The following is a 12,745-nucleotide window of genomic DNA, read 5'->3' as shown; positions in this document are numbered from 1 at the left end:
CGCCGCAAGGGCGTCTTTTTGGCAGTTTTACCTGCACAGCGAGAACTGCGTTAAACGCTTATTCCCACTCGATAGTTGCAGGCGGCTTGCCGGAGACGTCATACACCACGCGGGAGATACCGTTGATCTCGTTGATGATGCGGTTCGACACGTGGCCGAGGAAGTCATACGGCAGGTGTGCCCAGTGGGCGGTCATAAAGTCGATGGTCTCGACAGCACGCAGGGCGATAACCCAATCGTACTTGCGACCGTCACCCATGACGCCAACAGAGCGCACCGGCAGGAACACGGCGAAGGCTTGGCTGACGCGGTTGTAAAGATCGGCTTTACGCAACTCTTCGATAAAAACGGCATCGGCGCGGCGCAGCAGATCGCAATACTCTTTTTTCACCTCGCCCAGCACGCGCACGCCAAGGCCCGGACCCGGGAACGGGTGACGGTAGAGCATGTCGTAAGGCAGACCCAGTTCGAGACCCACGCGGCGCACTTCGTCTTTGAACAGCTCGCGCAGCGGCTCGACCAGCCCCATCTTCATCTCTTCCGGCAGGCCGCCCACGTTGTGGTGCGACTTGATGACGTGGGCTTTGCCGGTCTTGCTGGCCGCCGATTCGATCACGTCCGGATAAATGGTACCTTGGGCCAACCACTTGGCGTTCTTGAGCTTTTTGGCTTCATCGTCGAACACTTCAACGAAGACACGGCCAATGATCTTGCGTTTGGCTTCCGGCTCATCCACTCCGGCCAGTGCAGAGAGGAAACGCTCTTCGGCATCGACCTTGATGATGTTCAGACCAAAGTGGTCACCAAACATCTCCATCACCTGCTCGCCTTCGTTTAGACGCAGCAGACCGTTGTCAACGAAGACGCAGGTCAGGCGATCGCCGATGGCGCGGTGCACCAGCATGGCCACGACGGAGGAGTCTACCCCGCCGGAGAGACCGAGGATCACTTCATCCTCACCCACCTGCTCGCGAATGCGGGCGACCGCGTCGTCGATGATGGTGGCGGCAGTCCACAGGCATTCGCAGCCGCAGATATCTTTGACAAAGTGCTCGAGCATGCGGGCACCTTGACGGGTGTGGGTCACTTCCGGGTGGAACTGCACGCCGTAGAACTGCTTCTCTTCCCATGCCATGGCGGCATGCGGGCAGGTCGGGGTCTGGGCGATGGTGGTGAACGGCTCGGGAATCGCGACGACCTTGTCACCGTGGCTCATCCAGACATCCAGCATGGCGTTGCCGTTAGGGGCAATCGCATCTTCGATGCTGCGCAGCAGCGCGCTTTCACCCAGCACTTCAACCTGGGCATAGCCAAACTCGCGCTCGGTAGACGACGCCACCTTGCCACCGAGTTGCTCGGCCATGGTCTGCATGCCGTAGCAGATGCCAAACACCGGCACGCCGGCGTTAAACACATACTCGGGCGCACGCGGGCTGCCGGCTTCGGTCACGGACTCCGGGCCACCGGAGAGGATGATGCCGTTGGGGTTGAACTCGCGGATCTGCTCTTCTGTCACATCCCAGGCCCACAGTTCGCAGTAAACGCCGATTTCACGCACGCGGCGGGCAATCAATTGGGTGTACTGGGAACCGAAATCCAGGATCAGGATACGGTGATCGTGAATATTTTTACTCATGTTCGTCCTGTATCAGACTGCTGTGGGGGGTAAAAAATCGAGTTAAAACGGGGCGCAGGGCCCCGTTGTTATCAGCCCATCCGGTAGTTGGGGGCTTCTTTGGTAATGGTCACATCGTGCACGTGGGACTCTTTCATCCCGGCGCCGGAGATGCGCACAAATTCAGCCTTGGTACGCATGTCGTCGATGGTGGCGCTGCCGGTGAGACCCATGGAAGAGCGCAGGCCACCCATCTGTTGATGGATGATCTCTTTGAGGCGGCCCTTGTAAGGCACGCGCCCTTCGATGCCTTCCGGCACCAGCTTGTCAGCGGCGTTATCGCTTTGGAAGTAACGATCACTGGAGCCCTTGGACATGGCGCCCAGCGAGCCCATACCGCGGTAAGACTTGAACGAACGGCCCTGGTAGAGCTCGATTTCACCCGGTGCTTCTTCAGTACCGGCGAACATGGAGCCGACCATGACGCAGCTGGCGCCCGCAGCAATCGCCTTGGCGATGTCGCCAGAGAAACGGATACCGCCGTCAGCAATGACCGGAACGCCCGTGCCTTCAAGGGCTTCTACGGCGTCGGAGATGGCGGTGATTTGCGGAACGCCCACACCGGTCACGATACGGGTGGTGCAGATAGAGCCCGGGCCGATACCGACTTTGACGGCATTCACACCGGCTTCGACCAGTGCGCGCGCACCGGCGGCAGTGGCCACGTTACCACCGATGATTTGCAGTTCCGGATAAGCCTCGCGGGTTGCCTTGATACGGTCCAGTACGCCTTGGGAGTGGCCGTGAGAAGAGTCAATCAAGAGCACATCAACACCGGCTTCCACCAGCGCAGCAACGCGCTCTTCGTTACCGGCACCGGCACCGACTGCCGCACCGACGCGCAGACGACCCTGCTCGTCCTTGCAGGCGTGGGGCTTACGCTCGGCTTTTTGGAAGTCTTTCACCGTGATCATGCCCTTGAGTTTGAAATCGGCATTGACCACCAGCACCTTCTCGATACGGTGCTTTTGCATCAGGCCAACCACCTCTTCACGGGCAGCGCCTTCACGCACGGTCACCAGGCGTTCTTTGCCAGTCATGACCTGTTCAACCGTCAGGGAGAGATCGGTGACGAAGCGTACGTCACGGCCGGTGATGATGCCGACCAGCTGGTGGCCTTCAGTGACAACCGGATAACCGGCGAAACCGGTCTTGTGGCTCAGCTCTTTGATCTGGGCAATGGTCATGTCAGGACGCACGGTGACCGGGTCGGAGACCACGCCACTTTCGTACTTCTTGACCTTGCGCACTTCGGCAGCTTGTTGCTCCACCGTCATGTTCTTGTGGATAAACCCGATCCCCCCTTCCTGAGCCAGGGCAATGGCCAGACGCGCATCGGTCACGGTGTCCATGGCAGCAGAGATCATGGGGATGTTGAGGCTGATTTTGGAGGTCAGCTTGGTACGCAGATCGGCAGTATTGGGGAGAACAGTGGAGTGGGCGGGAACCAGCAACACGTCGTCGAAGGTCAGCGCTTCTTTGGCAATCCGGAGCATGGCAATATCTCACCTGTGGTGTGGGGGTGTAAAATATTGCCGGCAAATTCTACCGGCCAATGTGACAGTCGTAAAGGACTATTTTTTAAATTTTTACTACACATCGCCAATTTTCCCGACGAATCCGGTAAAAAAGCAACAAAAATGGTCGTCTAATGGGCCTTTCCAGCCCAACATTTGTGGCTGATCGAAGCAGACTAATCCGTTTTGCCTCACCCTCACCCACCGTGATAACGACCCGGTTTGTGCCAGTTTATCAGCATGGCATTCATCGCCACCGCACTGAGGGTCGACCAGAGTATTAACTCCACTCGCACCACCGGGAGCGACAGGGCAAACACCAGAATATCGAGCAGCAACTGGGTCTTTCCAGCATTGATGCTGGCGCGCTGCTGTAGCCACAAGGTAACAACGCCCGTACCACCGACCGATGCGTTATGACGGGCCAGCGACAGTACGCCCATCCCGAGGAAGGTGCCGCCCACCAGTGCGGCAAACAGGGGATGGATGTAGCTGACCGTTAGCATAGTGGGGACGGCCTGTGTCGTCAGCGCCAGCGCCAGGTTGACGATCACGGTCTTTAGCGTAAACGCACGTCCCATGGTGAAATAGCAGAAGATAAGAAAAGGGACGTTCACCAGAGCAAACAACACGCCGACCGACGCGTGAAAGTAGTAAGACCCAAGTAGCGCCAACCCGGCAATGCCACCGGTGATCATGCCGCACTGTTTGAGCAAATTGAGCCCGACGGCAATAAACATCACGCCCAGCGCCAATCCGTAAATATCATCCTTGATGCTGTGTGCCAGCGTTCTGCGGGCACTTTTGACTCTATGTTCCGGAGCCGGAGAAAAATGGTGCGTCATTGTCATGATGTGACCTCACTGCAAGAGAGAACACGGCAGGCATCCATGGCCAGTCGCTAAAGATGCTGCAAAAACAGCACCATCTCGCAGTAACGCGCTGCATATCATAAAAATTTGGTAATTTACCCTGCAAAATGGCAGACAGAGAAATTTGCTGCTGACACACACATCTCCATCCCCTTCCAACGCCGAGCGCAAAAGATTTTATGCTGCCACTACCCGCCAGCACAGACCTCAGAGCCATCACATCGCGTGCTCTGGCCAGCCCACAGGATGAACCATCGCTGGTGCATGCGCGCCAATTTGGTGCGTAATGAAGGCCAGTCTGAGCATTCACCGCCAACGATAAAGTGCGGTAAGATGCCTCATCCCCTTGATTGTCCATCCATGATGGCTGGACAGACACAATGAGAACACGTTGAATCAGTCATCCTCGCAACCGGTTTTTACCGTCACCCGCCTCAACAGCGCCGTGCGCATGCTGCTCGAGCATGAGCTGGGTATCGTCTGGCTGACGGGCGAGATCTCCAATTTGGCTATGCCCTCCTCCGGCCACTGGTATTTCTCACTCAAGGATCTCTCCTCGCAGGTGCGCTGTGCCATGTTCAAGGGCAGTAACCGCCGCGTGCCCATGCGCCCTCGTGATGGTATCCAGGTACTGGTTCAAGCGCGCGTCTCCCTCTATGAGCCGCGTGGCGACTATCAGCTGATTATCGAAAGCATGCAGCCGGCCGGTGATGGCCTGCTGTCCATGCGCTTTGAAGAGCTGAAAAATCGACTCGCCGCCGAAGGACTGTTTGCCGCCGAGCGCAAGCGCCCCTTGCCGGCCGAGCCCAGAGCCGTCGGGATGATTACCTCTGCCACCGGCGCGGCCTTGCACGATATGATCACCGTGCTTTCACGACGCGCACCGACCTTGCCCATCATCATCTATCCCACCCAGGTGCAGGGCGCCAGCGCCACGGCGCAGATTGTGCGCGCTATCCAGATTGCCAATGCGCGCAATGAAGTGGATGTGCTGATCGTCGGGCGTGGCGGTGGCTCACTCGAAGATCTCTGGTGCTTTAACGAAGAAGCGGTGGCGCGGGCTATCGCTGCCTCGCAGATCCCGGTGATCAGCGCCGTCGGCCATGAGGTGGATGTGACGATCAGTGACTTTGTAGCTGATCTGCGCGCTCCGACACCGTCGGCTGCCGCCGAGCTGGTGGCGCCGGATCAGGGTGCGCTGCGCCAGCGCTGGCAGGCTCTGGAGCGACAGCTCAAGCGCGCGCTGAGCCAACAGGCGCGCACGGCCAGGCATCAACTCTCCTTGCTCGAGCAGCGTTTGCTCAACTGCGATCCCAAACGCCAGCTCGAACGTCAATCCCAACGCCTTGATGAGCTGGCGCTGCGCCTACAGCGCAAGATGGAGCGAATTCTTCGCGATGACGAGCGCCGCCTGCAGGTACTCAATGATCGCCTGCAGCGTCAGGCACCGGGACAGCGGCTGGAAACGGCCCATCGCCGTCACCAGTTGGCACAAGAGCGCCTGCACAGCGCGTTTGATCGGCTGATAGGCAGCCGCCAGCATCACCTGGCAATGCTCACCGCCCGGTTGGACGGAGTCAGTCCACTGGCTACCTTGGGGCGGGGTTACGCTATTTTGCGTAATCCTGCAGGCAGCGTGATCCGCTCACCGGCCGACACCCGGGTGGGCGAGACCCTCTCGGCCCGGGTGGCCGACGGGTGCTTCACGGTGCGCGTCGAGACACTCGAATAACCCGGCTTGCAGATTCACCGTCCAGAAACGCCCGGCCAGGGTCAGCGTTAACGCATCCTGGCCACACTCGGCCAAGCCATGCTGTTGCCAGATAGCAAACAGGGCCATCAGCAGCGCTCGCTGATCGCTTGGTAACAACGAGTAAGGCAGCACGCCACAATCCATGGCATGACGGACTGCCCCTTCTTTGGCAGCATGCGGCGCGCTGGCGATCACCATGCCGGGCACCCGCTCCTGTTTCTCCAGGGCTGCGTGCCACCCAGCCAGATCGCGCCCATTCATCAGGGCGAATTGATGGACCTTCCCCCCTGCCCCAGCACCAAATGGCAGGATCTCGGCGCTACCTTTAGCCAGCTGGTTATAGCGGCTGCGCTCATCCTCACTGCGCCGCCAGTGGCTGCAGGAGAGACGCTGCCAGCCGGCGCGCTCCAGGCGATCGGCGCCAGCTGCATACATCAACGCCCGCTCGTGGCTGGGCAACCCGTCGGGCTGGCGACCGGAGGCCTGAAAGCGCTCCAGGTTATTACCCGGCAGCGCGATCAACTGATAGAGATCGACGCCGTGGATATCGCATTCGAGCAGATCACTCAGATCCTGCTGCCACACTTCATGGCTTTGCCACGGCAGGCCGAAGATAAGATCCGCCACCACCACCGCCTGATTACGTCGCCCCAGCGTCTGCAAGCGACTCATCACGGTATCGCGATCATCAATACGTCCGGCCGCCAGACGCACCTTGCTATCAAAACTCTGTACGCCAAACGAGAGACGGTTTACCCCACCAGCCAAGGCGGCCTGCCATTTCTCATCGTCAAAGCCATGCAGACGCCCCTCCAGCGTCACCTCGGCATCTGCAGCCAGCGGAAAACGCCGCACTGCCGCCAACACCAAGGCCAGTTGCTCGGCCGTCATGTCGGTTGGTGTGCCTCCTCCCAGATAGACCGCCTCAAACGGTCGGCTCTGCGCCAGAGGGGTGTCTGCTGCCCGCTCCAACTCTTCACACAGCGCCGTCACATAACGTTCAATCCGCCTAGGATTGGCACCATTTTCAAAGAAGTTACAGAAACTGCAGCGCTTGGTGCAAAACGGGATGTGCAGATAGAGCGCGCGCTCGGTGGCCTGCGAGGGTTGCTGCCACCATGCCAGCCACTGCTGATGCTCCGGTTGCATCGGACGGCCGCCACGGCGGGATGCGTGCGCCGAACTTTTGCTGGAAAAGGCAAACTGCAGGGGGGATGGGCTGGGCAAGCCAGTCATGGTGGAAGTGAACTGCATGGTGAGATCCTAACGCGCCAAAAACTTAATGATAGTTATTATCACTCAAGCTTTATTGTGCTGGATCAATCCCCTGCGATGCACCGCACATTACTGATTAAAAGCACAGTTTGTGTGTTAACGATTTGATAGCATCGGTCGATAGCAATGTAGCAAGACACTTGCCGACCTCTATCGTGGTCTGCGTTCACTGACTGCACATGGATTGTCTGCCATGCGAAATCTCTCGTTAAAACAGAAGATTTTCCTGCCCCTCACCCTGGTTATTGGTACGACCTTTTTCCTCTCTTACGAGCTCTCGGCCTGGCTACAACGGGATCTGGCCCTCAAGCTGGTGAGCGAAAAAGTCGACAATGTTGCCAATACCTACATGGATCAGCTCAACGTCTTGATGGTGACCGGCACCATTGCCAACCGGCAGATCGTGCAAACCAAACTGAAAAGCGAGCCCGGCGTAGTAGAAGCGCGGTTGATTAGGGCGCCAGCCATCACCTCGCTGTTTGGTCCCGGCCACAATGATCAGCACGCGGTGGATGCCTGGGATCGCCGCGCCCTGGAAAGTGGCGAGCAGATCATGGAGCAGCAAGGAGAGCGGCTGACCCTTATCAAACCGTTCAAAGCCTATAAGGAGTATCGCGGCACCCAGTGCCTGATGTGCCATCAGGTCAGTGAAGGCACCGTGCTGGGGGCCGTGCGCATTACCTATGATCTCTCCGCTACCTTAAGCGAGATCAGGCATAACAACTGGCTACTGATCGGCACACTCACGGCCGTGTTCGGGTTGGGCTTTGTAGTGCTGGGCTGGGTGCTGCAGCGCTATATCCGCCGCCCCATCCAGCAGTTGCAGGGGACGGTGATCCGTATGGCCCAGCAGCGCGATCTCTCGCTGCCGCTCCCCGTCGCCAGCCGCGACGAAATAGGACACATGACCCAAGCAGTGGCCGAGATGGTGCAGGGATTTCGCGCCAGCTTGAGCGAAGTAGAGCACGCCACCCAACGCATCTATGAAGAGTCGGCCCAGATAAGCCAGGTAGCGGCCAATACCGAGTCGTGCGCCAACATGCAGGATACACAAACGCGCCAGGTCGCCGACGCGGTAGGTGAGCTGGATCACTGCTCCGGCTCGGTGCGCAGCCACAGCCAGCAAAATGCCGAGCTCTCGGCACTGACTGACCGCGATGCCGGCCATGCCAGTGAGCTGGCGCATGCCTCAATCCACAACATGAGCGAACTCTCAGAAGAGATTGGCCGCATCGATCGGGTGATCAAAGCGCTCGATGAGCGCTGCCTGGCCGTCGATGGAGTGCTTGAAGTTATCAAGGCCATTGCCGATCAGACCAACTTGCTGGCACTGAACGCCGCCATCGAAGCCGCCCGCGCCGGTGAGCAGGGTCGCGGCTTTGCGGTGGTCGCTGACGAGGTACGCGCCCTCTCGAGTCGCAGCCGCTCGGCCAGTGAAGAGATAGCCCAGATGATCCGCGCCTTGCAAAGTGAGGCACAAAGCGCCGTTGACGTTATCAGCGATGCCGAGCATAAAGCCGCCGAGAGCATAGGTAAGACGCGCGACACACTGGCTGCGATGCAGACCATCATCGACCGCATTGCCAATATCAATGATCTCAACAACCAGATGGCCGAATCGGCCGAGCAGCAGAACCGGGTCTGCCACAACGTGACCCTGTCAGTCGGTCAGATCCGTGATACTGCGCACCAGACACTCGATCAGGCCCGCTCAGCGAGCAGCGCCTGCCAGCAACTGGTGGAGCTCTCAGCACGACTTGAGGCTCTGTTAAAAACCTACCGCTGGTAAGCGATAGCAAAAAGGGCTGCCACTGGCAGCCCTTTCTCATGGTGACGCGATTAACCGCGGCGGGTTTTAACCGCAGCCGCCAGACGGCGCAGCAGCACCTCGGTGTCGTCCCAACCGATGCAGGCATCGGTGATGCTCTGGCCGTAGGTCAGGCTGCATCCATCCACCAGATCCTGGCGACCTTCCACCAGATGACTTTCCACCATCACACCAAACACAGCCTGACTGCCCGAGGCAATCTGGGCGGCCACGTCTTCACCCACCAGCATCTGATTCTTGAACTTCTTGCTGCTGTTGGCGTGGCTGAAATCCACCATCACCTTCTGCGGCAGGCCGGCTTTCTCCAGACCTTGGCACACCTCAGCCACATGCTCGGCGCTGTAGTTGGGCGCGCGGCCGCCACGCAAAATGATGTGGCAATCCGGGTTACCGCCCGTCTTCACGATGGCCGAATGACCGTATTTGGTGACCGACAGGAAGCAGTGGGAAGCGCTGGCAGCACCGATAGCATCGATGGCCACCTTGATGGTACCGTCGGTACCATTTTTAAAGCCCACCGGGCAGGAGAGACCGGAAGCCAGCTCACGGTGCACCTGGGATTCGGTGGTGCGGGCACCGATAGCACCCCAGCTCATCAGATCGGCCACGTATTGCGGCGAGATCATATCAAGGAACTCGGAGGCCGTCGGCAGACCCAGATCGTTAAGATCGAGCAGCAGTTTGCGACCGATGCGCAGGCCGTCGTTGATCTGGAAGCTACCATCCAGATACGGATCATTGATAAGGCCCTTCCAGCCCACTGTGGTACGCGGCTTTTCGAAGTAGACGCGCATCACCACTTCCAGCTCACCCTTGAGCTCTTCGCGCAGTGCCAGCAGGCGCTGACCGTACTCTACCGCGGCCTTGGGATCGTGAATGGAGCAAGGACCAATCACCACCAGCAGGCGATCATCTTCACCGTTGAGAATATGATGAATGGCCTGACGGCACTCATAGACGGTGCGGCTGGCGGTCTCGGTCGCCGGAAACTTTTCCAGCACCGCGACAGGGGGCAACAACTCTTTGATTTCCTGGATACGAACGTCGTCGGTTTGGTGCTGCATAGCGAATTCCTGCGGTGAAACAATCAATCAATAATATCAAGAGAGAACAATCTAGCCCTCGAAGGCAGACCTGTAAATAGAAAATTACATCCAGCAAGGATTTATTTTTTATTGGCATCTTGCATGTTGTAAAAAACATGCTAAAGGCCCGCCAGGTGGCGGGCCAGAGGGTTACGCCTTGACGCTGACCGAAGCGAGCTTGGCGAAGTAATCAGGGAAGGTTTTGGAGGTACAACCCGGATCGTTGATGGTCACCGGGGTATCCGATAGCGCCACCAGCGAGAAGCACATAGCGATGCGGTGATCATTGTAGGTGTCGATAGCCGCATGCTTGAGGTGAGCAGTCGGGGTGACGGTGATGTAGTCCTGCCCCTCCTCCACCTCGGCACCCAACTTGCGCAGCTCGGTCGCCATGGCGTGCAGGCGGTCTGTCTCTTTGACCCGCCAGTTGTAAATATTGCGGATAGTGGTCGGCCCCTTGGCAAACAGGGCGGTGGTGGCGATGGTCATGGCCGCATCGGGAATATGGTTCATATCCATGTCGATACCATGCAGTTCACCCTGCTCGGCCTCGATAAAGTCGTCCCCCCAGGTGATGCGGGCGCCCATCTTTTCGAGCACATCGGCAAAGCGAATATCGCCCTGAATGCTGTGACGGCCAATGCCGGTCACCCGCACCTTACCCTTGATAGCGCCAGCGGCCAGGAAGTAAGAGGCGCTGGAGGCATCCCCTTCCACCAGGAAATCTCCGGGGCTGACATAGCTCTGGTTACCCTTGATGTAGAACACCTTGTAGTTGTCGTGCTCAATCACCACACCAAACTGCTTCATGATGTGCAGGGTGATGTCGATGTAGGGTTTGGAGACCAGCTCCCCCTTGATGTGAATGCGGGTATCACCCGCGGCCATCGGCGCCGCCATCAGAAACGCGGTCAAAAACTGGCTCGAGACAGACCCGTCCACGTGTACGTCCCCGCCCCACAGCCCTTTGGCATCAATGGCCAGCGGCGGATAGCCCTCTTTCTTGAGGTACTGGATGTGGGCGCCGGCTTCACGCAGGGCGTCAACCAAATGGCCAATTGGACGCTCTTCCATACGCGGCTCACCACCGAGCAGGTACTCACCGGTGCCCAGGCACAGGGCTGCGCACAGCGGGCGCATGGCGGTACCGGCGTTGCCAAGAAACAGGCGCACCGTCTCTTTGCTCGAGAAGCTGCGGCCCAATCCATTGACCACGCACTCGGTTTTGTCGGCCGACAGTTTGTAGCGCACACCCAGCTGGGTCAGCGCATCAAGCATGTGACGAATATCGTCGCTGTCGAGCAAATTGGTCAGGCGCGTGGTGCCACGGGCCAGTGCCGCGAGCAGCAGCGCACGGTTGGAAACACTCTTGGAGCCGGGCAGGTTGACACTGCCGGCAACGCGGGCGATGGGCTCAAGGGATAACGACTTCATAGACATCCTGTTCCTGGACCAAATTCGTGAACTGCTCCGGACGTTAACAGCCCGGGCAGGCGACGGCAAGGCTATTGCCGCCTGAAATGAAAACGGCGCCGGTGTGGATCCGGCGCCGTCTGTTCACACCGGAATATCAGCCATGGCTCTTGGCAAAACGCTCCATAAAGCCAATCAGGGCCTTAACGCCGTCGATCGGCATGGCGTTGTAAACGCTGGCACGCATACCACCGACAATACGGTGCCCCTTGAGCGCCAGCAGGCCGGCTTCCTTAGATTCAGCCAGGAAACGGGCATCGAGGCTCGCATCCTTGAGCTGGAAGGGAATGTTCATCAGTGACCGGCAGGCCGAGTCTATCTGGTTGGAGTAGAAACGGCTGCTATCAATATAGTCATAAAGCAGACTGGCTTTCTCCTGATTCAGACGAGCCATCTCATCCAGGCCACCGATCTCTTTGAGCCACTCAAACACCAAACCGGCCAGATACCAGGCGTAGGTGGGCGGAGTGTTGAACATGGAGTCATGTTCAGCGGTGAGGCGATAGTCGAGCACCGCCGGCACGTCGCTGCGCGCCTGACCGAGAAGATCGTCACGCACGATGGCAATGGCCAGCCCCGACGGGCCGATATTCTTCTGGGCACCGGCATAGATAATGCCAAAACGGCTGACATCAATCGGACGCGACAGAATGGTCGAGGAGAAATCCGCCACCAGCGGCACACTGCCGGTGTCGGGGATGTCGAACATCTCGATCCCTTCGATGGTTTCATTGGGGCAATAGTGCACATAGGCGGCATCAGCGCGCAGCGTCGGGGTCGGCAGCAGGTGAACGCGGCCTTGCTCATCCTTGGACACCACGTTGTAGCCTGCCATGTCGCCGTATTTGCGACCTTCGGTGAGGGCCCCTTCTGACCAGACCCCGCTTAACAGGTAATCCGCCTTGGTGTGACCGGCGCCAAGCAGGTTAAGCGGAACGGCTGCAAACTGGCCACGACCACCGCCATGCATGAACAAGACCTTGTAGTTGTCCGGAATGGCCAGCAGATCGCGCAGATCTTGCTCCGCCTTCTCAGCCACCGCCATGAACTCCTTGCCACGGTGGGAGAGTTCCATAACCGATGCGCCCAGTCCCTGGAAGTTGCAGAATTCCCGTTGGGCGCGTTCCATGACAGGCACCGGCAACATAGCTGGGCCGGCGCAAAAATTGTAGATTTTGTGTTCCATGACAGTTCCGTGGCGTGTGATCCGTGAAGTCATGCTTTTACACCGAGCCGCCCCTGCTCGGCAACGCCTTTTTGTGTCGGC

At 58.6% G+C, this 12,745-nt stretch carries 9 protein-coding genes; 2 read left to right on the top strand and 7 right to left on the bottom strand.

Features of this window, described 5'->3' with window-relative positions; translation table 11 throughout:
• Positions 1-58: 58 nt before the first annotated feature.
• The 3 genes from guaA to BW958_RS09275 all read right to left on the bottom strand — a co-directional run bounded on the left by guaA (position 59) and on the right by BW958_RS09275 (position 4,043).
• The gene (guaA, locus tag BW958_RS09285; RefSeq protein WP_076575460.1) at positions 59-1,636 is read right to left on the bottom strand and encodes a glutamine-hydrolyzing GMP synthase; all 1,578 of its coding nucleotides are present in this window, start codon (positions 1,634-1,636) and stop codon (positions 59-61) included.
• Positions 1,637-1,707: 71 nt separating this feature from the next.
• Positions 1,708-3,171: an IMP dehydrogenase gene (gene guaB, locus BW958_RS09280; protein ID WP_076575459.1), complete on the bottom strand. Its 1,464-nt coding sequence runs from the start codon at positions 3,169-3,171 to the stop codon at positions 1,708-1,710.
• A 218-nt stretch (positions 3,172-3,389) separates the two neighbouring features.
• Positions 3,390-4,043: a YitT family protein gene (locus BW958_RS09275; protein ID WP_256701950.1), complete on the bottom strand. Its 654-nt coding sequence runs from the start codon at positions 4,041-4,043 to the stop codon at positions 3,390-3,392.
• Positions 4,044-4,431: 388 nt separating this feature from the next.
• On the opposite strand from BW958_RS09275, the gene xseA reads away from it, so the two are divergent.
• Entirely contained in the window at positions 4,432-5,796 is a 1,365-nt protein-coding gene (gene xseA / locus BW958_RS09270; protein WP_083687292.1) for an exodeoxyribonuclease VII large subunit, read from the top strand.
• On the opposite strand, the gene hutW is transcribed toward xseA, so the two are convergent.
• Positions 5,710-7,071, bottom strand: coding sequence for a heme anaerobic degradation radical SAM methyltransferase ChuW/HutW (hutW, locus tag BW958_RS09265; RefSeq protein ID WP_076575457.1), 1,362 nt, complete (start codon positions 7,069-7,071; stop codon positions 5,710-5,712). The two genes, xseA and hutW, sit on opposite strands and share 87 nt — an antisense overlap.
• 214 nt (positions 7,072-7,285) lie before the next feature.
• On the opposite strand from hutW, the gene BW958_RS09260 reads away from it, so the two are divergent.
• Positions 7,286-8,881 carry a methyl-accepting chemotaxis protein gene (locus BW958_RS09260; RefSeq protein WP_076575456.1) on the top strand — a complete coding sequence of 532 codons (1,596 nt, stop codon included), beginning with the start codon at positions 7,286-7,288 and terminating at the stop codon, positions 8,879-8,881.
• 50 nt (positions 8,882-8,931) lie between these two features.
• Here BW958_RS09260 and aroG read toward each other — a convergent pair whose 3' ends face one another.
• From aroG to serC, 3 genes are all read right to left on the bottom strand, one after another.
• A complete protein-coding gene (aroG, locus tag BW958_RS09255; protein WP_076575455.1) occupies positions 8,932-9,984 on the bottom strand; it encodes a 3-deoxy-7-phosphoheptulonate synthase AroG in 1,053 nt (350 codons plus the stop codon).
• Positions 9,985-10,155: 171 nt separating this feature from the next.
• Positions 10,156-11,439: a 3-phosphoshikimate 1-carboxyvinyltransferase gene (aroA, locus tag BW958_RS09250; RefSeq protein WP_076575454.1), complete on the bottom strand. Its 1,284-nt coding sequence runs from the start codon at positions 11,437-11,439 to the stop codon at positions 10,156-10,158.
• A 136-nt stretch (positions 11,440-11,575) separates the two neighbouring features.
• The gene (gene serC / locus BW958_RS09245) at positions 11,576-12,664 is read right to left on the bottom strand and encodes a 3-phosphoserine/phosphohydroxythreonine transaminase (RefSeq protein ID WP_076575453.1); all 1,089 of its coding nucleotides are present in this window, start codon (positions 12,662-12,664) and stop codon (positions 11,576-11,578) included.
• Between the last annotated feature and the right edge of the window lie 81 nt (positions 12,665-12,745).

Origin of the sequence: Aeromonas sp. RU39B (assembly GCF_900156095.1) — a bacterium.
Lineage (GTDB): Bacteria > Pseudomonadota > Gammaproteobacteria > Enterobacterales > Aeromonadaceae > Aeromonas.
The sequence above is the reverse complement of the archived record's forward strand: the minus strand, read 5'-3'. Positions and strand labels throughout refer to the sequence as shown.

What these genes read in the sequence shown, in the direction of transcription:
- serC (WP_076575453.1), bottom strand. Translation starts at nt 12,664, where the DNA reads ATGGAACACAAAATCTACAATTTTTGCGCCGGCCCAGCTATGTTGCCG.
- guaA (WP_076575460.1), bottom strand. Translation starts at nt 1,636, where the DNA reads ATGAGTAAAAATATTCACGATCACCGTATCCTGATCCTGGATTTCGGT.
- guaB (WP_076575459.1), bottom strand. Translation starts at nt 3,171, where the DNA reads ATGCTCCGGATTGCCAAAGAAGCGCTGACCTTCGACGACGTGTTGCTG.
- aroG (WP_076575455.1), bottom strand. Translation starts at nt 9,984, where the DNA reads ATGCAGCACCAAACCGACGACGTTCGTATCCAGGAAATCAAAGAGTTG.
- aroA (WP_076575454.1), bottom strand. Translation starts at nt 11,439, where the DNA reads ATGAAGTCGTTATCCCTTGAGCCCATCGCCCGCGTTGCCGGCAGTGTC.
- hutW (WP_076575457.1), bottom strand. Translation starts at nt 7,071, where the DNA reads ATGCAGTTCACTTCCACCATGACTGGCTTGCCCAGCCCATCCCCCCTG.
- BW958_RS09260 (WP_076575456.1), top strand. Translation starts at nt 7,286, where the DNA reads ATGCGAAATCTCTCGTTAAAACAGAAGATTTTCCTGCCCCTCACCCTG.
- BW958_RS09275 (WP_256701950.1), bottom strand. Translation starts at nt 4,043, where the DNA reads ATGACAATGACGCACCATTTTTCTCCGGCTCCGGAACATAGAGTCAAA.